General features: G+C 54.0%; 20 protein-coding genes. 5 read left to right on the top strand and 15 right to left on the bottom strand.

Annotated elements, in window-relative coordinates; translation table 11 throughout:
- Nucleotides 1–42 precede the first annotated feature (42 nt).
- The 4 genes from pncB (at nt 43) to WFP70_RS22475 (ending at nt 5592) form a co-directional block, all read left to right on the top strand.
- Nucleotides 43–1248 carry a nicotinate phosphoribosyltransferase gene (pncB, locus tag WFP70_RS22460; RefSeq protein ID WP_166932039.1) on the top strand — a complete coding sequence of 402 codons (1206 nt, stop codon included), beginning with the start codon at nt 43–45 and terminating at the stop codon, nt 1246–1248.
- 149 nt (nt 1249–1397) lie between these two features.
- Nucleotides 1398–2798 (top strand): asparagine--tRNA ligase, encoded by a 1401-nt coding sequence (gene asnS / locus WFP70_RS22465; protein WP_337024452.1) that lies wholly within the window; start codon nt 1398–1400, stop codon nt 2796–2798.
- A 300-nt stretch (nt 2799–3098) separates the two neighbouring features.
- Complete coding sequence (ompF, locus tag WFP70_RS22470) at nt 3099–4202, top strand: porin OmpF (protein WP_337024451.1); 1104 nt, start codon at nt 3099–3101, stop codon at nt 4200–4202.
- A gap of 199 nt (nt 4203–4401) precedes the next feature.
- Nucleotides 4402–5592 (top strand): amino acid aminotransferase, encoded by a 1191-nt coding sequence (locus tag WFP70_RS22475; protein ID WP_337024450.1) that lies wholly within the window; start codon nt 4402–4404, stop codon nt 5590–5592.
- 42 nt (nt 5593–5634) lie between these two features.
- Here the strand turns inward: WFP70_RS22475 and WFP70_RS22480 are convergent, their stop codons facing one another.
- The 7 genes from WFP70_RS22480 to cmoM all read right to left on the bottom strand — a co-directional run bounded on the left by WFP70_RS22480 (nt 5635) and on the right by cmoM (nt 16297).
- The gene (locus WFP70_RS22480) at nt 5635–6264 is read right to left on the bottom strand and encodes an MBL fold metallo-hydrolase (RefSeq protein WP_337024449.1); all 630 of its coding nucleotides are present in this window, start codon (nt 6262–6264) and stop codon (nt 5635–5637) included.
- Nucleotides 6265–6300: 36 nt separating this feature from the next.
- Nucleotides 6301–6852, bottom strand: coding sequence for a YcbK family protein (locus tag WFP70_RS22485; protein WP_034820522.1), 552 nt, complete (start codon nt 6850–6852; stop codon nt 6301–6303).
- Nucleotides 6853–7040: 188 nt separating this feature from the next.
- Entirely contained in the window at nt 7041–8831 is a 1791-nt protein-coding gene (gene ldtD, locus WFP70_RS22490) for a L,D-transpeptidase (RefSeq protein ID WP_370662141.1), read from the bottom strand.
- Nucleotides 8832–9011: 180 nt separating this feature from the next.
- Entirely contained in the window at nt 9012–13478 is a 4467-nt protein-coding gene (gene mukB, locus WFP70_RS22495; protein WP_337024448.1) for a chromosome partition protein MukB, read from the bottom strand.
- Nucleotides 13475–14209, bottom strand: coding sequence for a chromosome partition protein MukE (gene mukE / locus WFP70_RS22500; RefSeq protein ID WP_034820531.1), 735 nt, complete (start codon nt 14207–14209; stop codon nt 13475–13477). Before mukE ends, mukB begins: the two co-directional genes overlap by 4 nt.
- Nucleotides 14190–15512 carry a chromosome partition protein MukF gene (gene mukF, locus WFP70_RS22505; RefSeq protein WP_034820534.1) on the bottom strand — a complete coding sequence of 441 codons (1323 nt, stop codon included), beginning with the start codon at nt 15510–15512 and terminating at the stop codon, nt 14190–14192. Before mukF ends, mukE begins: the two co-directional genes overlap by 20 nt.
- A gap of 11 nt (nt 15513–15523) precedes the next feature.
- Nucleotides 15524–16297, bottom strand: a complete 774-nt coding sequence (cmoM, locus tag WFP70_RS22510) for a tRNA uridine 5-oxyacetic acid(34) methyltransferase CmoM (protein WP_034820537.1) — start codon at nt 16295–16297, stop codon at nt 15524–15526.
- 124 nt (nt 16298–16421) lie between these two features.
- Here cmoM and elyC point away from each other — a divergent pair, with 124 nt between their 5' ends.
- Complete coding sequence (gene elyC, locus WFP70_RS22515; RefSeq protein WP_058961776.1) at nt 16422–17207, top strand: envelope biogenesis factor ElyC; 786 nt, start codon at nt 16422–16424, stop codon at nt 17205–17207.
- On the opposite strand, the gene WFP70_RS22520 is transcribed toward elyC, so the two are convergent.
- The 8 genes from WFP70_RS22520 to ihfB all read right to left on the bottom strand — a co-directional run bounded on the left by WFP70_RS22520 (nt 17187) and on the right by ihfB (nt 25982).
- On the bottom strand, nt 17187–18080 hold the full coding sequence (locus WFP70_RS22520) for a YcbJ family phosphotransferase (protein WP_337024447.1): 894 nt from the start codon (nt 18078–18080) through the stop codon (nt 17187–17189). The two genes, elyC and WFP70_RS22520, sit on opposite strands and share 21 nt — an antisense overlap.
- A 110-nt stretch (nt 18081–18190) precedes the next feature.
- Nucleotides 18191–18940 carry a 3-deoxy-manno-octulosonate cytidylyltransferase gene (gene kdsB / locus WFP70_RS22525; protein ID WP_034820546.1) on the bottom strand — a complete coding sequence of 250 codons (750 nt, stop codon included), beginning with the start codon at nt 18938–18940 and terminating at the stop codon, nt 18191–18193.
- Complete coding sequence (locus tag WFP70_RS22530) at nt 18937–19119, bottom strand: Trm112 family protein (protein ID WP_007887424.1); 183 nt, start codon at nt 19117–19119, stop codon at nt 18937–18939. Before WFP70_RS22530 ends, kdsB begins: the two co-directional genes overlap by 4 nt.
- A 94-nt stretch (nt 19120–19213) precedes the next feature.
- Nucleotides 19214–20431: a winged helix-turn-helix domain-containing protein gene (locus WFP70_RS22535; protein ID WP_337024446.1), complete on the bottom strand. Its 1218-nt coding sequence runs from the start codon at nt 20429–20431 to the stop codon at nt 19214–19216.
- A 23-nt stretch (nt 20432–20454) separates the two neighbouring features.
- Nucleotides 20455–21456: a tetraacyldisaccharide 4'-kinase gene (gene lpxK, locus WFP70_RS22540; protein ID WP_337024445.1), complete on the bottom strand. Its 1002-nt coding sequence runs from the start codon at nt 21454–21456 to the stop codon at nt 20455–20457.
- Nucleotides 21453–23201, bottom strand: coding sequence for a lipid A ABC transporter ATP-binding protein/permease MsbA (gene msbA, locus WFP70_RS22545; RefSeq protein WP_097119323.1), 1749 nt, complete (start codon nt 23199–23201; stop codon nt 21453–21455). The genes lpxK and msbA overlap by 4 nt, the downstream gene beginning before the upstream one ends.
- A gap of 34 nt (nt 23202–23235) precedes the next feature.
- A complete protein-coding gene (locus WFP70_RS22550) occupies nt 23236–25494 on the bottom strand; it encodes a DNA internalization-related competence protein ComEC/Rec2 (RefSeq protein ID WP_337024444.1) in 2259 nt (752 codons plus the stop codon).
- A gap of 203 nt (nt 25495–25697) precedes the next feature.
- Nucleotides 25698–25982 (bottom strand): integration host factor subunit beta, encoded by a 285-nt coding sequence (ihfB, locus tag WFP70_RS22555; protein ID WP_003849360.1) that lies wholly within the window; start codon nt 25980–25982, stop codon nt 25698–25700.
- Nucleotides 25983–26060: the final 78 nt, after the last annotated feature.

Below are 26060 nucleotides of genomic sequence, written 5' to 3' on the forward strand. Positions count from 1 at the left end.
ACACCGGGCTCTGCTCCGCGGAAGAGGATGCTGAAACGCACCATGACTGGACATGCTTCCCCGATTTTGACCACGCTGCTTGATACCGATGCGTATAAGCTTCATATGCAGCAGGCCGTTTATCATCGTTACTACGATGTCCCGGTAACGGCAGAATTTCGTTGTCGCGGCGATGAATTGCTCGGCCAGTATGCCGATGAAATTCGCGCGCAACTCGATACGCTGCCTTCCCTTGCCCTGAGCGACAACGAATATCACTATCTCAGCGGCTTACCTTTCTTTGAATCCGATTACCTCAACTGGCTGCGCCAATTCCGCTTTGATCCCTCTCAGGTCAGGGTGCGCAATGAGAATGGCCGTTTGTCTATTCAGATCAGCGGGCCATGGCGCGAAGTTATTCTTTGGGAAGTGCCGCTGCTGGCGCTGATCAGTGAAGTGGTGCATCGCCATCGCACACCGGAGATCGGTGTGGAACAAGCGGTCACTCAGTTACAGCAGAAGCTGGTCGATTTCCGTCAGCAGGTGGGCGATCTCGATATGTCCCGCTTCCAGCTGATGGATTTTGGTACCCGTCGCCGCTACTCCAAAGCGGTTCAGGAAGCGATCGTCAGTACGTTAAAAGCGGAGTTCCCGTGGTTAGTGGGCACCAGCAATTACGATCTCGCCCGGCGCTTACAGCTTAATCCGGTGGGCACTCAGGCCCATGAGTGGTTCCAGGCACATCAACAGATCAGCCCGGTGCTGGCGAATAGCCAACGCGCGGCGCTGCAATCCTGGCTGGATGAGTATGATGACCAACTCGGTATCGCGTTGACAGACTGCATCACCATGGATGCCTTCCTGCGTGATTTCGGCCCGGGCTTTGCCCATCGCTATCAGGGTTTGCGCCATGACTCGGGGGATCCCGTGGAGTGGGGTGAAAAAGCCATTGCGCACTATCAGCGTCTGGATATCGATCCGAAGAGTAAAACGTTGGTGTTCTCAGATAACCTCAATCTGGATAAAGCGCTGGCGTTATATCGTCACTTTGGTCAACGCGCCAACGTGGTCTTTGGCATTGGTACGCGCCTGACCTGCGATATTACTGGCGTCACACCACTGAACATCGTGATTAAACTGGTGAGCTGTAATGGCAAACCGGTGGCGAAACTCTCTGACAGCCCGGGTAAAACCATCTGCCAGGACAAAGCCTTCGTGCGCGCCCTGCGTAAAGCATTCGACCTCCCTCTGGTGAAAAGAGCCAGCTAATCATGGATGCAGGGTGCCCGCACCCTGCTCTTTCACAACAAATCTCCCTTTTTCCCCTGCAAAATTGCTTGTTTCCTGATGGCTCGCAAGTAACATAGCAAAACCCCGAAATGGGGCTTTTATCCACTTCTATATATAGAGAGATATTTATGAGCGTAGTGCCTGTAGCGGATGTACTGCACGGCCGTGTCGCGGTTGACAGTGAAGTCACCGTACGTGGTTGGGTGCGTACCCGAAGAGATTCCAAAGCCGGTCTTTCCTTTATCGCCGTTTATGACGGTTCCTGCTTTAATCCCGTTCAGGCCGTCGTCAATAATTCTCTGAATAATTATCAGGATGAAGTGCTGCGTCTGACCACGGGCTGTTCAGTGATTGTCACTGGTAAAGTGGTGGAATCACCGGGCGAAGGCCAGGCCTTTGAACTGCAGGCGACCAACGTAGAAGTCACCGGCTGGGTAGACGATCCGGATACCTATCCGATGGCGGCTAAACGCCACAGTATCGAATACCTGCGTGAAGTCGCACACCTGCGTCCACGCACCAACCTGGTCGGCGCCGTGGCCCGTACACGTCATACTCTGGCGCAGGCGCTGCATCGTTTCTTCCACGAGAATGGTTACTTCTGGGTTTCCACCCCGCTGATCACCGCTTCCGATACTGAAGGTGCGGGCGAGATGTTCCGCGTCTCTACGCTGGACATGGAAAACCTGCCGCGCGATCCGCAGGGCAAAGTTGACTACGACAAAGATTTCTTTGGTAAAGAAGCCTTCCTGACCGTTTCTGGCCAGCTGAATGCCGAAACTTATGCCTGTGCATTGTCAAAAGTCTATACCTTTGGCCCGACCTTCCGCGCAGAAAACTCCAACACCAGCCGTCACTTAGCGGAATTCTGGATGCTGGAACCGGAAGTCGCTTTCGCTAACCTTGACGACGCTGCTGCACTGGCTGAGGCCATGCTGAAGTATGTGTTCAAGGCGGTGCTTGAAGAGCGTGCTGACGATATGGCGTTCTTCGCTGAACGCGTAGACAAAGATGCGATTGCTCGCTTAGAACGTTTTGTCACAACCGATTTCGCCCAGGTAGACTACACCGATGCGGTCGACATTCTGCTGAAAAGCGGCCAGACATTCGAAAACCCAGTGTCCTGGGGCGTGGATCTCTCCTCCGAACATGAACGTTACCTGGCCGAGAAGCACTTCAAAGCGCCGGTGGTGGTGAAGAACTATCCAAAAGATATCAAAGCGTTCTATATGCGTATGAACGAAGATGGTAAGACCGTGGCAGCAATGGATGTTCTGGCGCCGGGTATTGGTGAAATCATCGGTGGTTCACAGCGTGAAGAGCGTCTGGATGTATTGGATGCACGTCTGGCTGAAATGAGGCTAAATAAAGAAGATTACTGGTGGTATCGTGACCTGCGCCGTTACGGCACCGTGCCACATGCTGGCTTCGGATTAGGTTTCGAACGATTAATCGCCTATGTCACCGGCGTACAAAATGTAAGGGATGTTATCCCCTTCCCTCGTACTCCACGTAACGCTAATTTCTAAAATTCGCGATTAAATATAAGTAATTCATATATATAACGAGGTCGGCATAGCCGGCCTTTTTTTATTTTTGTAAATTTAGAGTTCTCTCACAAAGTTCCCGATATTTTACAAATTGTAATACAAAATTTCTTTTTGATACGTAATTGCGAGATTTGAATCATTTTCGGGCTAGAAATAGCAACCCTGTGATGGAAAGATGCGTGCAGACACAGGAGACATCAAACTTCTTTCAAGGTTCCCGTAAAGGTTTCTTGACGGCAGTGGCAGATGTCCAAATAACTCCAATGAGGGTAATAAAAAATGATGAAGCGCAACATTCTTGCAGTGGTTATCCCTGCTCTGTTAGCTGCAGGCGCAGCAAACGCAGCAGAAATCTATAACAAAGACGGCAACAAACTGGATCTGTACGGTAAAGCTGTTGGTCTGCACTACTTCTCTGATGATTCTGGTAGCGATGGCGACCAGACTTATGTTCGCTTCGGCTTTAAGGGTGAAACCCAGATTAACGACCAGCTGACCGGTTACGGCCAGTGGGAATACAACGTTCAGGCGAACAACTCTGAAGGTTCTGACGCGCAAGACGGTAACAAAACCCGTCTGGGCTTCGCGGGTCTGAAATTCGGTGATGCAGGTTCAATCGACTACGGTCGTAACTACGGCGTTGTATACGACGCAATCGGCTGGACTGACGTTCTGCCAGAATTCGGTGGTGACTCTGGTTACTCAGATAACTTCATGAACGGTCGTAGCACCGGTTTGCTGACTTACCGTAACACCAACTTCTTCGGTCTGGTTGACGGTTGGAACTTCGCAGTACAGTACCAGGGCAAAAATGACCGTGACGATACCCGTCGTGCTAATGGTGACGGCTATGGTCTGTCAACTTCTTACACCTCACCAATTGGTGTAGGCTTCGCAGCAGCATACAGCAGCAGCGACCGTACTAATGCACAAGCTGCTGGTTCAGTTCTGAACGATGGCGACGTAGTTGCTACTGGCGTTGGCGCAGGCAAACGTGCTGAGAACTGGGCAACTGCTCTGAAATATGACGCTAATAACGTTTACCTGGCAGCGATGTACGGTGAAACCCGTAACTCAACTCCAATCAGCTCCGGTGATTTCTCTGCATTTGCTAACAAAGCACAGAACTTCGAAGTTGTAGCTCAGTACCAGTTCGACTTCGGTCTGCGTCCATCCATCGCTTATGTCCAGTCTAAAGGCAAGGACATCGAAGGTATCGGCGATGCTGACCTGGTTAAATACTTCGAAGTGGGCGCAACTTACTACTTCAACAAAAACATGGCGACCTACGTCGACTACCGTATCAACCAGCTGGATGACAACAACCCACTGGGTCTGAACACCGACGATATCGTTGCCCTGGGCTTGGTATACCAGTTCTAATCTCTCGATTAGATATGTGTATCGCCTAAAAACGGAGCCTTCGGGCTCCGTTTTGCTTTTCAGTGATCAGCTTCTCAATTAGCGCCACTACTTTATACACGCGGCTTATTTCTTTTTTATGTCAGCGGTTGGCAAGCGTATCATCTGACGCTAACCTGATAGCTCATTTCGCTAAAGTTCACCCAAACGGAACTGACTCATGTTTGAATCGATCTCTGCCGCACCCGCCGATCCTATTCTGGGACAGGCTGACCTGTTTCGCGCCGACGACCGCCCGAATAAAATCAACCTTGGCATTGGTGTCTATAAAGATGAAACCGGTAAAACACCGGTACTCACCAGTGTTAAAAAAGCTGAGCAGTATCTGCTGGAAAATGAAACCACCAAAAATTATCTGAGCATTGATGGTCTGGCCGACTTTGCTCGCTGCACTCAGGAATTGCTGTTCGGCAAAGAGAGCGCGCTGATTTCAGCGGGCCGCGCGTGCACAGCACAAACCCCAGGCGGCACCGGTGCATTGCGCGTCGCTGCGGATTTCCTCGCGACGCAGACCAATGTGAAGCGCGTGTGGGTGAGCAACCCTAGCTGGCCGAACCACAAAAACGTATTCAACGCGGCGGGTCTGGAAGTTTGTGATTACCAGTATTACGACGCGGCCAACCATAGCCTCGATTTCGCAGGCATGGTCGCTTCGTTGCAGGAAGCCAAAGCCGGCGACGTGGTTCTTTTCCACGGCTGCTGCCACAACCCGACTGGCGTCGATCCTTCCGCGGACCAGTGGCAACAGCTGGCGAAGCTATCGCAGGAAAAAGGCTGGCTGCCACTGTTCGACTTCGCTTACCAGGGCTTTGCACGTGGCCTGGATGAGGATGCAGAAGGTCTGCGTATTTTCGCCGCGTCTCATCAGGAGCTGATTGTTGCCAGCTCTTACTCCAAGAACTTTGGCCTGTACAACGAGCGTGTCGGTGCACTGACGCTGGTTGCCGCCAACAGCGATGTGGCGAAAACCGCCTTTAGCCAGGTGAAATACAGCATCCGTGCTAACTACTCTAACCCACCGTCACACGGTGCCGCTGTGGTCGCCACTATCCTCGGTAACGACGCGTTGCGTACCATCTGGGTGCAGGAGCTGACAGACATGCGTCAGCGCATCCAGCGCATGCGTCAGCTGTTCGTGAATACCCTGGCAGAGAAAGGCGCGAAACAGGACTTCAGCTTTATCATTAAGCAGAATGGCATGTTTTCGTTTAGCGGCCTGACCAAAGATCAGGTTGTGCGCCTGCGTGACGAGTTCGGCGTGTATGCCGTTAACTCTGGTCGCGTGAACGTGGCTGGGATGACGCCAGACAATATGTCTGCGCTCTGTGAAGCGATTGTCGCTGTACTCTAAATAAGTCAGTAGAATGAGAAATGGGCCTTAATGGCCCATTTTTTATTGCAGGAACGGATTACTGATACGCTCCCGACCCAAGGTGGAAATCGGACCGTGGCCCGGCACAAAGGTCACATCATCACCCAGCGGTAACAGCTTAGTGTTAATCGCATTGATTAAATCGCCGTGGCTGCCCTGCGGGAAATCGGTGCGTCCGACACCGCCATTGAAGATCACATCGCCCGATATCAATAAACGTCCAGCACGATCGAAGAACACAATGTGTCCCGGTGTATGGCCAGGGCAAAGCAGTACTTCCAGGGTGACATTACCAACCTGAACCGTTTCGCCCTCTTCCAGCCAACGATCCGGCGCCAGTGGCGCGCATTCCGGCAGGCCAAACATACGGCTTTGCGTTGGCAAATTATCCAGCCAGAACGCATCCAGCTTGTGTGGGCCAACAATAGGAATTTGATAGTGTGCGGCGAGTTCAGCGGCGGCCCCCACATGATCAAGATGACCATGCGTCAGCAGAATTTGCGCGGGGGTTAATTCCCGCTCAGCCAATGCGGCAATAATCGTCTCCGCATCGCCGCCGGGATCCACCAGCGCCGCCTGCTGGGTTTCGTCATCCCAGATGACCGAGCAGTTTTGAGAAAAGGCCGTAACCGGAATAATGTGGTAATTCATAGCGCTCCATGACCGACACACGCAGCGCTGCCGGTATCAGGACCAGTGCCTTGCAGGCCCGGTATCTATGTGTACGAAGTTGCTGCGCGGGTAATATCCTACACCACCGGCGCGCATAGATAACGCCGCTTTGCGAACATTGCTTAATGAAATTCCCTCGATATGGAAATCCATCGCCTGCCCTTTGGTGTGATAACTGTGTTTGGCCACGCCAGGACCCGATTCACGCAGCATATTGTTGGTCGCTAACGTGCGGTAGCCTGAGATAAGCTGCACCGGTTTGCGGGTGTTGAGCACCATCTGTAAGCGATAGAGCTGATCAAACAGGTGTGGGTCAATATGTTTCACCTGATTGGCGCGATAATCGCGGAAGAAGTGATTTAAGCGGGCTAACTCATCCTTGTCATAACTCTTGCCGTTAAAAAACTCCGTTTTAAGGGTTTCACCGGTGTGAAGGTTATTAAGCGTCAATACTCGGGGGCGCGAGGTGGAAAGCGAAGCCAGCGCTGAACCAGGAAGCAGAGACAAACCTGCCGCTGCGCCTCCAATCAGGAGCAATCGACGACGTTGAGAATCAAAATTAGCCATGTAGCGGGGTTACCTAATCTAAAGCGATAAAAAAATGTGTAAAAAGTACACAAGGCCGAACAGTAACCGCAGCCTGGAGGTCAGTCAACCCGCAATGTGTCACAGAATGACCAAAACCCGCGCAAAACCGAAATTTTGCGACGGGCCCTGATCTTTTCGAAGAGAGGTGAAATCTGGCAAATCAATGACTAGAGGAGAAGTTTTCCTGCTTTTGACAGAACCTGGCTACCGGAGCGCGCAGGGTTATCATAATTGTAAATATCTGTACGATATTGCGGCTGTCCATCCGCCGCGACCCATGCGGTTAAATAATAGAGATTAACCGGGATGCGGTGGCGAATCGGCACGTAGCGCGTGTCGCCCTGTTTCAGCGTGTCGGTGATGCGGCTGTCATTCCAACCCACATCCTGCAGCAGCAGGTCGGCCAGTTCAGAGGCCTTATTCACGCGCACACAACCAGAGCTCAGTGCGCGAATATCGCGCTGGAACAAGCCATGGTTAGGCGTGTCGTGCAAATAGATGGCATCGGAACTCGGCATATTAAACTTATATCGACCCAGCGAGTTCATCGCGCCCGGCGCCTGGCGAATGCGATACGGGAAACTGGCTGCAGAAACCATATGCCAGTCAATCATCGACGGATCGATCACTTCGGCATCCGCACTCCAGCCCGACAGTAAGGTATAGCCGTGCTTGTAGAGGTATCCGGGATCTTGTTTGACCTTCGGCACGATATCCTGACGCACCAGTGTAGTAGGCACATTCCACGGTGGATTGAGCACCACATTGTTCAACGCACTGCGCATCAGTGGCGTTTTGCGATCGGGACGACCGACAATCACCCGCGATGACAAAATCGTGGCTCCGTTGTTGTAATAGGTGAGTGAATAGTTGGGAATGTTCACCATAATGCCGTTATGCATATCATCCGGCAGCAGACGCAGGCGCTGAATATTCAGTGCCAGTAACGATGCGCGCATCTGCGGTGACACATTCAACCACTCACGCGTGCGAGGGCCTATCGCCCCATCATCCGCCAGACCTTGCCAGTGCTGGAAGCGTTTTACCCCTTCCACCAGCGCGGCGTCATACACATTGTCACCAGCAGGCGTGGTATTCGCCACCACGTTGCCGGTCGCAGCAGGTGCCTGTGCAGACAAATCATTGACGCTGGCTGCCGATGGGCTCACCGCAATGGGCTGATTGCTCTGGCTGACCGGCACAGGTGCGGTCGGTACGGCATCATCGGCTGGAGTCGGTGTGCTGCTGTGGGTTGCAGCAGTCAGCATACCGGTGCGCTGCAAAATTTCTCTTAGCGCGGGCACATCGTTGCTGATCTGGCCTGGTCGCAGCGTACCGCTGTCGCGCAACTGTGGCCACGGACGGTTATCGGTCAGCAGCGCTTTGAGCGCACTGTGCATCGGCGCATATTGAGGATGTTGCGGTGCCAGCGAGATGATAAACGCGCGACTGCCACCACCGTTTACCGCATTTTGCCACTGGTTAATGGCAGCAACGCCCGGCATCGTCAATTTGTAAGGAACATTACTGTACAGCCAGGTTTCACCCTGCGTCGGCACATTGGCGACAAACTGCAAATAGCCCAACATGGCATCGCTCAGCACGATGTCGCGCGCCATGCCGGTAATCGTAGGATTAGTCAGTAATTCAACCCAACGAGTAAACTGTGGCTGGACGCCGGAAAGCGCCACCTCCGCCAACTGTTGCTGGAAAGCCTGCACCGCTTGCTGATCCTGCCAGAGTGGCGCCATATTACGCGCGGCGTAGATACCGGCTAATCCCGGCAGATAGAAAGGCTGCTGACTGGGGCTAAAAGCCTGCTGAATTTGATGCTGACTCGCCGCCACTGACATGGCGCTATGTGAAGTTCCGGGTAAAGCGGCAATGATCGCGGCATGGCTGGTGGCCAGCGGCGACAATACCAGTGAAACACTGAGTGCGAGTACCGCACGATTCATTCTGCTTCTTCTATTCAGCCACATCCCTGCCCCCTTCTCACCTAAGACACAGCGCCCTGTTTTCGCTATGTACAGCCTTACTCTTATTGTTGAGTATACAAATAAAAAACGGCATCTGCCTCAGTGTGCAGATGCCGCTTACAGATTAAACGGTGCGCTGTTTTTTAACCAGATTCAGCGTCAGGTATTTTCTGTTTCTAAATCGATATCACTGGTGTCGCGTTTTACTGGCACAGGATCTGCCGAGAATCCACGCAGCCCCACCACATGCACGTGTTCAGTGTTGTTAAACACTTTACGCACCAACTTGTAGGTGGTGCCTTTCTCCGGGCTGATGTTCTCTGGCGCAGCAATCACCAGCTGCATCTCCAGACGCTCACACAGTTCGAACAGGGTGGCGATGGAGCGGGCATCGAGACGCGCCGCTTCATCAAGGAACAGCAGTCGGCATGGCGAAATATCTTTACCGCGCAGACGACGTGATTCCTCTTCCCAGCTTTGCACCACCATCACCAGAATTGACATACCGGTACCGATCGCTTCACCGGTTGACAACGCACCACTCTCCGCGCGCAGCCAGCCATCGGAGCCGCGGTTCACTTCCACTTCCATCTCAAGATAGTTGCGATAGTCGAGCAGCTCTTCACCGATGGTTTGTGGTGTGCGCTGCCCCATATCAATTTGTGGATTCAGACGTTGATAGAGTTTCGCCAGCGCTTCGGAGAAGGTCAGACGATTGCTGGTAAACAGATCCTGATGCGCTTCATGTTCTTCAGACAAGGTATCGAGCAGCGTAGAGTGCGCTTCACGCACGTTAACATTCAGACGTACACTGCGCACCTGACCAAAGCTCACGGCCTGCAAGCCCTGGTTCAGCTGACGAATACGATTCTGCTCACGCTGAATGGTTTTACGAATGATATTCGCCGCGCTGCGTGAACTGATGGCCAGCGTCTGCTCGCGTGCCGTCAGCTCTTCCGTCAGACGATTCAGCTCAATCTCCATCTGCTCGATGGCTTCAACCGGATCGTCAGTACGAATGATGTCCTGACGAATACGTTCGCGCAGATGCTGATACACTGCGATAAAGAACTGTACTTTGCGTTCTGGACGTTTTGGATCTTCCGACATGCGCAGTACATCACGCAGATGTTCGTTATCCGCCACCGCCAGACGCAGTGCACCCAATGCCTTATCCGACATTGAACGCAGTTCATCTCCGCCCAGATACGCCATCTCACGACGATGCAGGCGACGCTCCATGCCGTTCTCTTTGACCAGACGCAGCACCGTACACCAGCCTGCTTTAGCGCTGACGACCTGCTCACGAATCTGGTGATAATCACGCTCCAGCTTGCGCAGTTTCTTCTGCAGGCCGTCCATTTCGGCTTCGCAGAACGTGAGCTGTTTCTCCAGCTGATTACGACGAGCACGGTTATGGCTTAATGCGGTATAAAGTTCGTCGCGTCGGGCGCGGGCGCGCTCTTCGGCGCTGGCATCGGCATGCACGCCGATATCCTGCATCTCCTGCTGCAACTCTTTTAGCATGTCACGCTTGGCGTCATAGGAACTTTTCAGTGATGCCAGCACTTGTGAATATTGTGTCAGCTGCGCCTGATGTTCGCGCAGACGTTCACGCGCACGACTGCGCTCACCCTCCGCCTGATCCAGACGCTGGCGCAGTTTTTCATTGAGATCGCTGTTGCCGGTCAGCATGCCGGCAGAATCTTCATAGCTAAAGTGGGCGCGCCGCTGCACCACCTCCGTCAGGGCAAAGGCCTGCTGACGCGCATCACGCTGCTGCTGCTGTGCTTGCTGGTAATCGCGCTCCAGCTGATCATGCTGCTGCGGATCGCTTTGCAACACCGACACCAGCGGCTCCAGCTTGCTGATTTTAGCGCCATGCTGATGCAGGAAGCGCGCCGCTTCCTGAGCTTCTTCGACGCGTTCACGGATCTCTTCGCAGCGATCGCCAAGTGAATCATCCAACAGTAGATTCACGCGTGGCAGCAGGCGGTTGAGCTGGCTGACACCCTCTTTAGCCTGCTCAAACTGGGCACGCTGCTGCTGGTTATCATTCTCATGCTGTGCCAGACCCCGTTCCAGCTCGCCACGACGGCTGTTCAGCTGGCGGATCAGCGCTTCAGGATCCTCATCAAAGGCCACCGCTAAATGGCTACCGATAAAGCGGCTGAAGGATTGATGCAAGCGCTGCGTTTTCTGCACGTCAAAGGACAAAGTGGCAAACCGTTCTGCCAGCTGGTCGCGTTCATTGTTCAGCAGTTCCAGCTGGTTTTCACGCGCAGCGCGGCCAAACAGCGGCACTTTCGGGAAGCGGGAGTAGCGCCATTGACGCTCAGCCACTTTCACTACCACGGCGTTTTCCAACTCATCAACACTGAAGACGCTGTCATCAAACGCCTGCGGATCCCCTTCAATCAGATAGAGGTCTTCCGGGCAATCCTCCAGGCCATCCAACAGTTCACGCACCAGAGATAAATCGGGTACCACAATCGCATGACGCGATGGGCCATACAGCGCCGAGAAGTACGGTGCGTCATCCAGTGTGACGTCATCGTAAATTTCCGACAGCAGTACGCCGCCAAATCGTTCCGCCAGTTGCGTCAGGCGAGCATCTTCCGCACCACCAGGTTGACTTAAACGCTCGATCTGCTGCTCGACTTCACGTTTGCGTGCCGCCACATTGTCACGTTCAACGGTGGTTTCACGCTCACGCTCCAGCAACTGCTGCATGAACTCAGTGATCTGCTGGCTGTTAGTCAGCGCCTGACCCGTTTGCTCGCTAAGCTGCGTCAGGATTTCCTGCGCGGCCAGCCAATGTGGCGCACGCGCCGTCAGTGCAGTGATGCGTTCACGCAGCTGTTCCAGTTCCTGGCGCATCAGCATGCGGCGTTCACCGGCATCGGACACGCTTTCGTTCAGCTGTTCAATCTGTGCTTCCAGTTCGCGCTGCAGCCCTTCCAGCGCGTCGGCATCGTACTGTTGCCCCTGACGCTTGCAGAAATCGGCTAACAGGCGCTCGGCATCATGCTGCTCGCGCAGGCGCGTTTCCAGCTCATTGAGACGCAGGCGCAGCGAAGAGAGCTGATCGGCATGATGACGCTGGTTAGCGGCATCCCGCAATAAGTCGCGTCCCACTTGCCATGCATCCTGACGGCTCACTTCGCCGGCGATACTGGTCACCAGCGCTAATGCCTGCTCAAATTGACTGTGCGCCGCTTCGGCCACGCTGAGTTTCTGTTCCAGACGCAGCAGATGCTCGGTGGCTTCTTCTTCGCGTGCCTGGAAGGTTTCCTGCCACTCCGTCGCATTATCGATGGTCAGATCGGGCAACTGACACTGCGCGCGCGCTTTATCCAGCGCCTGCAATGCTTGCTGATACTGAATTGCCCGCGTTTGTTGCACATCGAGTGCCTGCTGGAAATCGGCTAACTGGCTTTTCAGCTCATCAACTTCAATTTCAGCCGCTTCGGCACGCGCTTCATTCTCTTCCTGCACTTCGCGGGCTTCCGCCACCACTTCATTCTGTTCTTCGAGGCGGTAAGTCAGCTCTTCGAGATCGGCATCATAGCGCTCGATCTTCTCCTGCTGACGCATGGCTGTCTGGACCAGATTCAGGTGATCGCTGGCGCCTTGATAGTCGGTTTCCAGATCGCTTTCTGCACCGTTGTGCTCAGAAAGTTCACGCGCCATTTCGATGTGACGATACTGCTCGGAAGCCAACTGGTTACGGCTGGTAAACAGCTCATTGCGCAGTTGCAGTGCCCCATCGAGGTGAATGCGACGCTCGTTGGCGTGACGCATATAATCTGCCGACACATAGCTGGTGGCTTCAGAGATCAAATGCTTAAACAGGTCGCGATCGGACTGCGTAACGCGAATCGCTTCCAGCGTCATGCGGTTTTCACGCAGCGCGGCTTCCATATCCTGGAAGGCTTTGCGCACGCCACCATTTTCTGGCAACAGATAATCACGCAGTGAACGGGTGATAGCGCTGGAGATACCGCCGTACAGCGAGGCTTCAATCAGACGATAGAACTTACTGCGGTCGCTCGCAGTGCGCAGACGACGCGGCACCACGCCCAGCTCGAACAGGACGGCGTGGTAATCCGTAACCGAGTTGTACTGACGGAACTGCACGCCTTCCTGCGCTTCAACGCGTTCTTTCACTTCCGCCAGCGGTAATACGCGCGCCTGGCGGCTGTTAAGGATTTCGGTCAGCATATCGGTCGGCTGCGAATCGGTCGGCAGGCCATGAATACTGAAGGGTTTGATATCGACTTTTTTATCGCGTCCAGCAACCTGTTGCAGACGCACGCCGACCACCACGCGCTGATGGCGCGAATTGACCACATCCAGCACCGCATAACAGACACCCGCGCGCAGCTTACCGTGCAGACCTTTATCGCGGGAGCCAGAGGTGGCCCCTGCTTCGGTGGTGTTACGGAAATGCAGCAAGGTGAGGTCGGGGATCAGCGCCGTGACAAAAGCCGCCATGGTGGTGGATTTACCCGCACCGTTACCGCCGGAGAGCGTGGTCACCAGCTCATCGAGATCAAAGGTACGAGCAAAGAAGCCGTTCCAGTTGATCAGCGTTAGCGAACGAAACTTACCGCGTTCAATCATTCCTGTTCATCCTCCGCGTTATCATTCGCATCGCTTTCAACGTCATTGTCGTTATCTGCATCATCACTCTCGTTGGCCGCGGCTTTGTTCTCCAGCGTCATGGCTTCGCCGTCGCGGATCAGACGCAACTGGGCTTCACGCGCATCGTCACCGCTGCGCACATCCGCACCAAAGCGGAACACCGACTCCATGATGCGGAACTTGCTGCTGTCGTTGCCCATGTACCACACCATACCTAAGCGGCGCAGGCGGCTGATCGAAGCACGCATTTTTTCCTGCAGCTTGGCGCGATCCAGGTCAGAACCGGTCGAACGCTGGTTTACCAGCTTGAGCAGTTTGCTCTCATCCGCCAGTGATAGCAGTTCGTCATACAGCTCCTGCTGGGTGAAAATCCCCTCATTGGCCAGACGCTCCGGGCTGAGGTAGAGGTAACACAGGATCTTACCGACCATCATATCCAACTCGGACAGCACCGAGCGTGGAATCAGCGTGGTGGAACGTGGACGAAGATAGAAGAAACCTTCCGGCGCGCGCATCAACTCAACGTTGTAGCGCGCATAAAACTCTTCCAGGTACTCCTGGTAATCCATCAGAAAAGCGTGATTATCCAGTTCTTCAATACCAATGTGGCGTCCCGCGCGTAACTGGCTATCGAGCGCCGGGAAAATCGGGTTTGCCAGTGCCAACGCCAGTTTAACTGGCATCACTTGTTCAATATTTGTCGATGACATGTGCCTGCACCTTGGCTCCGTAATCATTAATAGTCTGCCATTCTGCCGGCAGACCGGCTAAATCAGCTTCGGCGACACCGAGGCGTACTGCCTGATCGATGACGATACGCGCCAAATCAAAGTGGCGCGCACGCGGGTATTGCGCCAGGTAATCGCGCATCACCGTAGCGAGATGGAGCGGCTTTTGCTCCAGCTTATAAATCTGCAATGCTTCTTCGATCATCGCGGCAAGCTGCTCACGAATCTCGTTAAACTCTTCGTACTCCATCTCTGGCGGCAGTTCGCCCATCACCTCATCATTACGCAGCGTCATCTCTTCATCGCGCATATCGTAAAGACGGTCGGCATTCGCGTAGGTCAATGCCCAAGGCTGGTCGAAGTAGTTCTGCACCGACAGGCGTAAACGTTGCGCGAAGACGCGGTTCTTATCCATGTCGATAGCGGTACGGATAAATTTATGTACGTGGCGGTCGTAGCCAATCCACAAATCGATGGCCTGCTGACCCCAACTGATGATGCGGTCCAGCTTATTCTGCAGGTCAAACACCAGTTTATCGACAAAGCCCAAATCCGGGCTGCTCAGCGTAGCATCCTGAATGCGCAACAGATTGGCCTGCAATTTGTCACCCGCCGCTTCCAGCGTATCCTGCAGTTCACGCAGTGTGCCGGAGGTTTCGGACAGCAGCAGTTCACAACTTGAAATCGCGGCACGCCAGTCTTTGTTGAGCAGGTCCGCAATATCGGTTTTCACCGCTTGTTGTTGCTCATCCATCAGACGTTGCGTCATGTCGATGCTGTCAAAAATCTCGGCCACGGAATATTTCAGCGGGGCAAAGACATTGCGATGCCAGTGGAATTCGTCACCGTCTTCTTCGGCGGCATCTGCGGCGCGCTTCAGTTCTTGCGCCACAATCGACAGCTGCATTGACAGGCGCAGCGTGGAAAATTCGCGCTGGCGAATGTAGTAATCGGTAATGCCGATGGCCAGCGGCGTCAGACGGTAAATCGCGTGGCCTTCAGTGAGCTCACTGGTAAAGCGATTGAGCAGACGCTGACGCACCATGTCATTGATGGCGTTGTTGGCACGCACCTGCACGGTTTCATGGGTTTGCTCAAAGGCTTTACTGACGTGACGAAACGCATCGATCAGTTCACCTTCACTCATTTCACCGTCCATGCGCTCACCGTTTAAGGTGGCGATAGCCAGCAAAAAGGCCAGACGTTCTACCGGCAACGCAAGTGAAAAGTCATTCTTGCGCGCCCATGCCACCAATTCGGGGACCGTCTGGGAAAATTCGCTCATAGTTGATCCTTCTACCTGGGTTTGCGCGCGGTCACGTGGATATAGCGCCCTAAACTTAAAAAGGGCTCCTGACGACAGTAGCGCCGTTCCATCTCAATAATCTCTTCAACGCTTTTGACGACGCCGGGCGGTGGCGGTTTCATGTAATCACAAAACACGCGAATGCCTGCACGCTGTTCAATTTCAAAGCCCGCATCACTTAACCAGCGATTGACGTCCTGAGGATCGCGCGGGAAATCCGGTGACAGCGTACGCTTTTTGCGTTTAGTCATATTGGCACGCAGATAGCCGAAATTGCCGAGTTGCAGGGTGCGGAACGTCAGGGCATGCGCATTGTAAAACATCAACGACAGCACGCCACCGGGCTTCAGCGTGTGCCACAAGGCACGCAGCACCGCTTCCGGTTCTGCCACCCACTCCAGCACAGCGTGAAACAATACCAGATCAACCGGCTGATCCAAATGTTCGCCCACCTGCTGCGCGCTAATTTGTTTGAATTGCATGTTGTGGCTCACACCCTCGGTGTGCGCATGCGCTTCAGCCAGCTTCAACATCTCCGCGGAGAGATCGCACAACAGCACCTGATGGCCACGTGCCGCTAATCCACAGGAGATTTGTCCTACGCCACCGCCGGCATCCAGCACTGACAGTGCGCCTTCAGGCAGTGTCGGTAACAGCGCATCCAGTTCGTCCCACAGGATCGCCTGCCGTACCTGCCCTTTGCGGGTGCCATAAATGTTCTGCGAAAATTTGTCCGCCAGATCGTCAAAGTTACGATCCTGCATGATGATGGCTCCACTGTGCTGCATTCAACTTGTGCTATTTTGTCACAGGCTCAACAAGAATGAACCTTTCACGCCACAGTAACTGTCTGGCTGCTGTTTTTTCGGACAAAAGGAGCAAATTTCGATGTTTTTTGCCTTAAAGAAATGGATTGGCGCGATGTTATTACCTTTACCACTGCTGTTGTTGCTCATGGCGGTAGGACTTTTACTTCTCTGGTTTAGCCGTTGGCAAAAAGGCGGCAAAATCCTGATCTCTATTAGCTGGTTGCTGCTTTTATTGCTCAGCTTGCAACCCGTTGCCGATCGTCTGTTGCGCCCCATCGAACAGCATTATCCAACCTGGAACGGTAGCGAACCGGTGGATTATATCGTCGTGCTGGGCGGTGGCTACACCTTCAATCCGAATTGGGCACCGAGTTCTAATTTGCTCAACAACAGCCTGCCGCGCGTAACAGAAGGTGTGCGCCAATGGCGTCGGAATCCACAAGCAAAAATGATTTTCACTGGCGCTGCTGCTGGATACAACCCCCGCAGCAACGCCAGCGTGGCGGCAGAGGTAGCCGAAAGTCTGGGAGTGCCACGTTCGGCGATTATCACGCTGGACCAACCACATGATACGGGCGAAGAAGCGCTGGCCGTCAAACAAACTATCGGCAATCACCCTTTCCTGCTGGTCTCATCGGCGAACCACTTGCCACGTGCGATGCATTTCTTCCTGAGCGCAGGTCTGAACCCCATCGCCGCACCGGCCAATCAGCTCGCGATTACCTCGCCAATCAGCGCCTGGGACCGCATGTTGCCATCGCCAATGTGGCTGGGTCACAGTGAACGTGCGATTTATGAAACCCTGGGCCAGATTTGGCAACGGCTGCGTGGCGATGATTTGCTGTCATCCGAGCCAGGGAAGTAACTGCTCGCGGGCATGATCAAAGCGCGGACGGTCAAATTGTCCGCTGCTTACCAACGTATCGACACAATCCCATAGCTGATACAGCCAGCGCCGCCAGATAAAGCCTTCAGAAACCGGCGCGCGTTGCAGGTAATGCTGCAGCAGTGAGGCTTCAGCCCCGCTATCTGCCAGCCGGATTAATTCATACTCACGCGGAGCCCAGAGAATATTGCCTGGCTGCATCATCGCTACCAGTTGGTCACTGCGTGCATCTTTCAGCATGCTGGATAAACGCAGGTTGCCATGCATCAGCACGCAGGGATCGTCGAAGTCTTTGAAGAGATGAGTTAACTGCTGTCGGCTGCGGTACAGGATCTGCCGATCTTCCAATGTGAAAAATGGCGGTGACAGATAGCCCAACGTGGCCCACAGCACCTCGATGCGCTGGCGATACCAGGCTGGCCAGTTGTTTTCCTGGACACTATCAACCCTTCCCACTAATCCGTGGCTGTCGATACGGTGCCAGCCGAGTACACCCTCGACAATTTGCTCACACAGTTGCTCCCAGCGCACGGCGGTGCGCGCTGGCGCTTCGGCGGAGACGCCATTGAATCGCGCCATCAGTAGCATTTCATGTACCGGCGGCTGCTGACTCAGCACCAGGCCAAAAACCGCAGGTACTGTGACCAGTCCATCATGGCCCAACATGGTAAGTTTTTTGGCTTCCAGCGCCGCACGGCCTTGATGACGAAAATACTTCGCCACCAGCGGCATCGGTTTACCGTCGTTGTCATAGAGTGCGTACAGCCGCGACTGCGCCTGTTCGCTAATGGTTTCGAGGCGGCTGATACCTTCACCCAGTATCAACGCCAGTTCTGAACGGAGCTGTTCCATGCGTTATCCTCCGCAGTCAATTGACTTCACTATCCTGGAGGTCATGGTGGCGCGAAACTTAGCGCCAGATCAAACTTTATGGCCAGCGCGAGCGGCTGGCCGGTCGGGCTTTACCCCTGCATGGCCGCACGAACACGAACCAGATCCTCTGGTGTGTCCACGCCAACACTTGGCACGGTTTGCGCTACGGCAACGTGAATCTTCTCGCCGTACCACAGCACGCGCAACTGCTCCAGCAATTCAATGTGCTCTAACGGGCAAGGTTCCCACGCAATGTAACGACGGATAAAGCCAGCGCGATAGGCGTAAATGCCAATGTGACGCAGCAAAGTGTCACCAATCTGTTCGCGCGATTTCGCATAGCGCTCGCGATCCCATGGAATGGTGGCGCGTGAGAAATAAAGCGCATAGCCTTTCGCGTCCATCACCACTTTAACCGCATTGGGGTTAAACGCTTCTTCAGCGTCGGTAATCGGCACGGCTAATGTCGCCATCCCTGCATCAGCCTGCGCCAGATTATCGGCGACCTGACGTACGATTTCTGCCGGAATCATCGGCTCGTCGCCCTGCACGTTGACGATAATGGTGTCATCGGCAAACTGATATTTCTCAATCACTTCTGCCAGGCGCTCGGTGCCCGACTGGTGATCCGCGCGCGTCATGCACACTTCGCCACCGGCAGCGGTTACCGCTGCAGCAACCTCGGGGTGATCGGTCGCCACAATTACGCGATCGGCGCCCGACTCGCGTGCGCGCTCCATCACGTGTATCACCATCGGTTTACCGTGAATATCCACCAGCGGTTTGCCGGGCAGGCGCGTTGATGCATAACGCGCCGGAATGATGGCGACGAAACTCATGGATGGATCTCTTCAACAGACAGCGTACGCGCTTCCACTTCGAGCAATACCGGAATGCCATCGCGCACCGGGTAAGCCAGGCCGTCTGGTTTACAAATCAGCTCCTGCTGCTCTTTGTTGAAATACAGTTTTCCGTTGCAAACCGGACAGGCAACAATCTCAAGTAAACGGTGATCCATAATTTTCTCCTTTCAGCACCGATTTGTCAGGCGCCTAGCATACCATAGCGCACCCGAAGCACAGTGCGCCGGGCGCGGCATTATTACGATGAACTCAATCGTTGATAACCCAACGATGCGTCCAGGCAGCAAGCAGTTCGGCAGGGACATTTTCAACGATGACCTCATCGGCACCTTGCCACTGTGCAAAGCGACTGATGGCTTTTTGCACATCATTCAGAAAGGCCTGGGTAACACGCACGCCGGGCTCTAGCCAAAATGCACGAATAATCAGCTGCTGTGCCTGGCGGTCCATCTTTGCATCAATACGCGCTTTGAGTGCACCTCGGTGTAACACCGGCAGAACAAAGTAACCATAGACGCGCTTCTCAGCAGGGGTATAGCACTCAATGCGGTAATCGAAATTAAACAACTCCAGAGCGCGACGGCGATCCCATACCACCGGATCGAACGGTGACAACAAGGCCGTGTGGGTGGCAGAAGGCATTTTTTCCAACAGCGGTAATAAGCTGGTATGCAGCCACATCTCCCCGAGCTGTTCCACTTCAACGCGCACGATATCGCTCTGGGCTTCGGCATCCTTAATCCAGGCCTGTAATGGCGCACGCTTCAGTCGGTAGTAATCGGCCAGCCAGCTGGCGCGAAAAATCCCCAGACTGCGGGCACTGTGTCCCAGCATCGCTTGTACCGCTTCCGCTTCATTGAGTGCATGTTGTTCATCATCCCAATCAGGCATCACTCGCGTGCGCAGATCGTACACCCGCTGGAAGTTACGGCGCTCTACCACCATCAACTCACCCGCGCTGAACAGGTTTTCCAGATGCCGCTTGTGTGGCTTCCAGGCCCACCAGCCGGGTTTGGTATGCTTATCACTGGCAAAATCAGCGGCGCGCACCGGGCCATTTTCAGCGATATGATTCAGCAAGGCGGCGATTTCTTGCTGATGTTCTTCAACCCACTGCTCGTTATATTTCCATCCCAGCCGCTGCGGTTCCAGCATGCGATGACGCAACAACGGGTAATCTTCAAAGGGAATAAAACAGGCTTCGTGCGCCCAGTACTCAAACAGCGCGCCGGAGGCCAATGTCTCTTCCAGCCACTGTGTGGGATAAGCGCCAAGGCGGCTGAACAGCACCAGATAAGGGCTACGGGCGACGACATTGATGGTGTCGATTTGCAGTAATGACATCTGCCGCACGCAGGCATGGATATCGGCCAGGCGGGCGCGGCGGCTCGGTGGGCGTAACAACCCCTGAGCAGCCAGGTGTAAATGACGAGCAGTTTGGCGTGAAAGGGAAGATGTTATGGTCATGACTCGATTCCCTTTGAGCAGGTTTAGCGCGAACGGGTGTCGCGCGCAGTCGTGCAGAGTTGGGTCACATCGGCGAGTAAAGCATCCAGGGACGCCCCCGACAGATCGGCATCAACCGGTAGATACCACCAGTTGTCACGTGCAAAACTACGGCATTTCACTGCGTCTTTTTCGGTCATCAACAGACACTGATGAGCTTGTGTCAAACGCTGCAGCTCTTCTTCACTGTAAGCATGGTGATCGGCAAACGCGATTTCTGCCACAGGCTTGATGCCCTGCTGCTGCAACGTATTGAAGAAACGCGGCGGATGACCAATGCCCGCCATCGCCACCATCTCAGGCAGTTGATCAAGGCTCGCCGTTTCACCGCTCACCAGATTGACCGCCTTGCCAGGCCGCAACGTCATAGTTATCTCACCGGCTTGCGCCTCACCACCATTGACAATGATGGCGTTGACGCTTTGCAGGCGAGAGGCCCGCTCACGCATCGGACCTGCGGGCAGCCACCAGCCATTACCGAAGCGACGGACACCATCCACTACCACAATTTCACGATCGCGCTGCAACGCGTAATGTTGCAGCCCGTCGTCGGTAATAATCACATCCAGTTCCTGTGCGGCCAGCAGTCCTTCTACCGCCATACGGCGTTGAGGCGCGACGGCTACCGGCGCCTGAGTACGCTGCGCGATTAATACAGGCTCGTCGCCGGCTTGTGATGTCGGGGTATCGGCCGTCACCAGCAGTGGATAACGCTCAGCCTTTCCACCATAGCCGCGTGAGACAACGCCAACGCGCAGGCCACGCTGTTGCAGTGCCTGAACCAGCCAAATCACCACCGGCGTTTTACCGTTGCCGCCAGCCGTCAGATTACCTACCACAATCACCGGACAGGGCGCACGCCAGCTTTTACGCCAGCCATGCTGATAGCTGAGGCGAATCAAACTGCTGATCGCCCCATACAGCAAACTCAGTGGCCACAACAGTAGCCACAATGGCGAGCGCCCGCTCCAGATGCGTTCAATCATTGACCAAACTGCAGTTTGTGGAGTTGGGCATAGGCGCCCTTCTCAGCCAGCAGCACGCTGTGTGTCCCGCGCTCAACGATACGACCATCTTCCACCACCACGATTTCATCGGCTTTTTCGATGGTCGACAGGCGGTGCGCAATCACTAGCGAAGTACGGTTTTTCTGCAGCTCATCCAGTGCGGCCTGAATCGCGCGCTCGGATTCGGTATCCAGTGCTGAGGTCGCTTCATCAAGGATCAGAATCGGGCAATCACGCAGCAATGCGCGCGCGATGGCGATACGTTGACGCTGGCCACCTGACAGCAACACGCCGTTCTCACCAATCACGGTATCCAGACCGTTATCCATCTTCTTAATGAAGTCCATGGCATGCGCCATGGTGGCCGCTTGTTCAATCTGCTCGCGGGTGTATTCACCATTACGTGCATAAGCGATGTTATTAGCAATGGTGTCATTGAACAGATGGACATTCTGGGAAACCAGCGCCACCTGATTACGCAGCGAACGCAGGGTGTATTCACGCAGATCGTGGCCATCCAGCAGAATTTCACCGGAGTCGATATCGTAGAAACGAGTCAACAGGCTCGCCATGGTCGATTTACCCGATCCTGAGCGTCCTACCAATGCCACGGTTTTGCCCTCGGGCAGTGACAGATTGATATCACGCAGCGCCGGGACTTCACGGCCAGGGTAGGTAAAGGTCACATTGCGGAATTCCACATCACCTTTGGCACGTGTGATTTCACGTTTACCGTTATCGATTTCCTGCTCGCTATCCAGAATCGAGAACAGTGTCTGACAAGCTGCCATGCCGCGCTGGAACTGGGCATTAACGTTGGTCAGCGACTTCAGTGGGCGCATCAGTGCGATCATTGATGAGAACACCACGGTGATGGTACCGGCAGTCAGAGTTTCCATCACACTCGGGAAGCTGGCGGCATAAAGAACAAATGCCAGTGCCAGTGAGGCGATCAGCTGAATGACCGGATCCGAGATAGAAGAGGCAGATACCAGTTTCATGCCCTGCTGGCGCATTTTATTACTCACCTGCGAGAAACGCTGCGCTTCAACATCCTGACCACCGAAGATCAGCACTTCTTTATGCCCTTTGAGCATCTGTTCAGCACTGGTGGTGACTTGTCCCATGGTGTTCTGCATGTTTTTACTGATGCTGCGGAAACGTTTTGAAACCGTACGAATCGCAAAGGAAACAATCGGCGCGAGGACAATCAAAATCAACGACAGCTGCCAGCTGTAGTAGAACATCATGATAAACAGGCCGATGATCGAGGCGCCTTCACGTACGACCGTCACCAGTGCACTGGAAGAGGACGAAGCAACCTGCTCGGAATCATAAGTGATGCGTGACAGCAATGTGCCGGTTGATTGCTGGTCAAAGAACGCCACGGGCATGCCCATCATGTGACCAAACAAGCGGCGGCGCATATTCATGACCACGTTGCCCGATACCCAAGAGATGCAATAACTGGAGATGTAGCTGGTCACGCCACGCACCAGCATCAGGCCAATCACCACCAGAGGCATCCAAAGCATGACGGAACGATCGGCCTTACCGAAGCCATCATCCAGTAAAGGTTTCAACAGCGACAACATTAAGGTATCGCCGGCCGCATTGAGAATCAGCGCCACCGCAGACACAAACAGTCCTGCTTTGTGCGGCGCAATCATCGGCCAGAGTCGGCGGAACGTTTGCCACGTTGAGAGATCTTTGTCTTGATGCATTATTTATTCACGCTGTTTGAAATAGCCGCTCATTCTACCTGGATTCACGTTTGACGCCAAACCACTGATGATACCAGCGAGGTTTTATTTGCTCCCTCAATCCCTTAATCTGCCATTCACCCTGCCGAATACCAATGTGGACCTGCCCGGATTGTGCCGTGTCATACCAGATATAACCCTGTTGGCGATAGCGTTCCACCACGGCGGCGGCTGGCATGCGCCAGGCGTTATAGCGCGCTACCGATGCCACCGCGCCCTTTCCTGCAACACTACGTAACAGTAAAGGCCCCGAAGAGGTTCGGCTACCATGATGAGGGACCTGCATTAACGTGCTGGTGAGCTGGGTTTTCTCTAATGCCACCAATTTTCTTTCTGCTTCTAACTCAATATCCCCGGTGAGCAGCAGGCTGACAGCGCCATCGTCTACGCGTACGACACAAGAGTCATTATTTTGCCCTTGCGTATTCCCTGCAGGCGGCCAGAGTGCCGTAAAGGTCAGTTTGCCCCATTGCCACTGCTCTCCTCGCTGACAAGGTAAATGCCCCGCTTCACCCAATGCACTGCGGATCATCATATTGGGATTGGCCTGATGCAGTGAATTCAGCCCACCCCGATGATCCAGATGCTTATGACTTACCACCACCGTGTTTAACTGTCGTCCCTTATACAGTAACCATGGCAGTATCACGCGCGCGCCCGCATCATCTTCATTCCAGCGTGGACCCGCATCGTACAACACCACTTCATTACCCTGTGTAATCGCGATCGCCAGACCATGGCCCACATCCAGCACGTCAATCTGCCAGTCATCTTGTTCAGACTGATGACGCCATAACAGAAATGCCAATGCGCAGCCGCAGCAAAGCATCAGCGTGTTATTCAGCAAACCACTGCGCCACATAAATAAACCGCCCCATAGCAGGGCCACTGCCGGCAAGGCATCATTTAACGGCCACCATCCTGCTGGCAAGTATGCCAGTCCCTGCATCACCTGATTGACAGAAAAATCCGCCAACCGCCACAGTACCGAAGCGATGGGTTGTATGGGCAGCAAAAGCGCCAGCAGTATCAATGGCACGGTGAAAAGCGATACCACCGGCACCGCGATGAGGTTAGCGGCCAGTGCACTCAGGCTGATTCCCTGAAATAAAAATATCTGCAGAGGAGCCATCAGTATCATCATGCCGAGTTGTAAGTGCAGTAATCTCAGCGGCAGCCAGCGCCTGGCCTGACGGTATCGATCCGGCAAGGCAAACCACTGGAACCAGATGATTAACATGGCGACGGCAAGAGCAGAGAGCCAAAAGCTTTCAGATAAGACGGTGAGGGGATCAAGCCAAAGCAGTACACCCATGCACAGTGTCCAAATCTGCCAGCCTGTTAACTGCCAGCCAGCGATTCTTATCGTTGTCCACAGTAGTAGCGCGACCAGCGCGCGCTGTGCTGGTGCATGGCTGCCCGACAGCCAGCAGTAGATTGTCGCGGTAATGATGCTCCCCATCAGCGGCAGCAGATAACCGATGGTGTGCGCAGGCTGCAGCAGCTGCAAGCCACGTACTATCATCCAGCCAACGCTGGCCGCTAGCGCAATATGCATACCGGAAATCGCCATTAAGTGTGCGGTTCCGGTCTCACGTAATAATTGTCGCTGACTTTTGGTCATGCTCTCACGTTCACCAAAAGCCAGCGCCTGCAAAATGGCAGGTTGTTGCAGGTGTTCAAAAAGAGGTTGATGATGGCGCATAACCTGCGTTCGCAAATTACAATCTACCGATTCCGCCAGCTGGTTAATGATTCTCCCCTGCAAAGGCGTATGGTTTGCCAGCGCAAAACGTTGGGCATCAAACCCGCCTTCATTCAAGCGACCATGCACTGCACGCAAGCGTAAGGTCATTTTCCAGCGCTGCCCTGCACAATACCCCGATTCACCTGGCTCCACATTGATACTGACAAACAACGGCGGGAACTGATATCGCTCCCCCACACGGATAATCTGGGCTTTAAATTGCTGTTGATTTTCCTTCACATCAACAATACGCAGCGTCACTTCGGCTGGCGCGATTGAAAGCTGGTCAATCACATTCAGCATCTGTCTCGCTTCCAGTAGCGCCCACGCCAGAAGCAGGATACCCATGCCAATAAGACGCAGCCCATCCCAAGGCAGGGATGCCACAATAAGTGCTAGTAGCACCATCACAGCGATCATTTCCATGGTCGGTATTTGAGGTAACAAACCCAATGGTAGCGCCGCCAGGATCATGATTCTGGCTACTGCAATCCCTGTTATACGCATCACTTTTCTCCCGCAATGGGCACCAGTTTGCGTGCAATTGACAGGAATAGCTTTCAGGAATGGGGAGAGCTGGATTGCGGATGCCAAAAAAATCGAAGTGGCTTTCATTGTTGATGTGGGTTTAGGAATCAGATTCACAACAACGAATTTAGAGCAAAAAAAAAACGACACCCAGAGGTGTCGCTTTGTCGTTCGGTAACGGCTTAGCCGTAGATATTTGCACGGTCACGCAATTCTTTGCCCGGCTTAAAGTGGGGAACGTATTTACCTTCCAGATCCACTTTGTCACCCGTTTTCGGGTTACGACCAGTGCGCGGTGCGCGGTAGTGCAAAGAAAAGCTGCCGAATCCCCGGATTTCAATGCGCTCGCCCTGTGCCAACGTGGTGGCCATGTGCTCGAGCATCTCTTTAACTGCATCCTCAACGACTTTCGCCGGAATATGAGTATGCTGTCCAGCAAGTCTTTCAATAAGTTCTGACTTGGTCATGTAACCTCCGGTTAATCCTTAATGGGAAAGGTATGACAGCTTTTACCGAAACCGGACGACTTACATCGTCCGGTGCCT

This window comes from Pantoea sp. USMM079, assembly GCF_037153115.1.
Classification (GTDB): Bacteria; Pseudomonadota; Gammaproteobacteria; order Enterobacterales; family Enterobacteriaceae; genus Pantoea; species Pantoea communis.

Bases quoted from the DNA above. Each gene is read 5' to 3' on its own strand.
- WFP70_RS22535 (WP_337024446.1), bottom strand. From the start codon at position 20,431: ATGACCATAACATCTTCCCTTTCACGCCAAACTGCTCGTCATTTACAC.
- asnS (WP_337024452.1), top strand. From the start codon at position 1,398: ATGAGCGTAGTGCCTGTAGCGGATGTACTGCACGGCCGTGTCGCGGTT.
- WFP70_RS22550 (WP_337024444.1), bottom strand. From the start codon at position 25,494: ATGCGTATAACAGGGATTGCAGTAGCCAGAATCATGATCCTGGCGGCG.
- lpxK (WP_337024445.1), bottom strand. From the start codon at position 21,456: ATGATTGAACGCATCTGGAGCGGGCGCTCGCCATTGTGGCTACTGTTG.
- WFP70_RS22485 (WP_034820522.1), bottom strand. From the start codon at position 6,852: ATGGCTAATTTTGATTCTCAACGTCGTCGATTGCTCCTGATTGGAGGC.
- WFP70_RS22520 (WP_337024447.1), bottom strand. From the start codon at position 18,080: ATGGAACAGCTCCGTTCAGAACTGGCGTTGATACTGGGTGAAGGTATC.
- kdsB (WP_034820546.1), bottom strand. From the start codon at position 18,940: ATGAGTTTCGTCGCCATCATTCCGGCGCGTTATGCATCAACGCGCCTG.
- cmoM (WP_034820537.1), bottom strand. From the start codon at position 16,297: ATGCAGGATCGTAACTTTGACGATCTGGCGGACAAATTTTCGCAGAAC.
- mukB (WP_337024448.1), bottom strand. From the start codon at position 13,478: ATGATTGAACGCGGTAAGTTTCGTTCGCTAACGCTGATCAACTGGAAC.
- WFP70_RS22530 (WP_007887424.1), bottom strand. From the start codon at position 19,119: ATGGATCACCGTTTACTTGAGATTGTTGCCTGTCCGGTTTGCAACGGA.
- mukE (WP_034820531.1), bottom strand. From the start codon at position 14,209: ATGTCATCGACAAATATTGAACAAGTGATGCCAGTTAAACTGGCGTTG.
- ompF (WP_337024451.1), top strand. From the start codon at position 3,099: ATGATGAAGCGCAACATTCTTGCAGTGGTTATCCCTGCTCTGTTAGCT.
- ldtD (WP_370662141.1), bottom strand. From the start codon at position 8,831: ATGAATCGTGCGGTACTCGCACTCAGTGTTTCACTGGTATTGTCGCCG.
- pncB (WP_166932039.1), top strand. From the start codon at position 43: ATGACTGGACATGCTTCCCCGATTTTGACCACGCTGCTTGATACCGAT.
- WFP70_RS22475 (WP_337024450.1), top strand. From the start codon at position 4,402: ATGTTTGAATCGATCTCTGCCGCACCCGCCGATCCTATTCTGGGACAG.
- msbA (WP_097119323.1), bottom strand. From the start codon at position 23,201: ATGCATCAAGACAAAGATCTCTCAACGTGGCAAACGTTCCGCCGACTC.
- WFP70_RS22480 (WP_337024449.1), bottom strand. From the start codon at position 6,264: ATGAATTACCACATTATTCCGGTTACGGCCTTTTCTCAAAACTGCTCG.
- ihfB (WP_003849360.1), bottom strand. From the start codon at position 25,982: ATGACCAAGTCAGAACTTATTGAAAGACTTGCTGGACAGCATACTCAT.
- elyC (WP_058961776.1), top strand. From the start codon at position 16,422: ATGTTTTTTGCCTTAAAGAAATGGATTGGCGCGATGTTATTACCTTTA.
- mukF (WP_034820534.1), bottom strand. From the start codon at position 15,512: ATGAGCGAATTTTCCCAGACGGTCCCCGAATTGGTGGCATGGGCGCGC.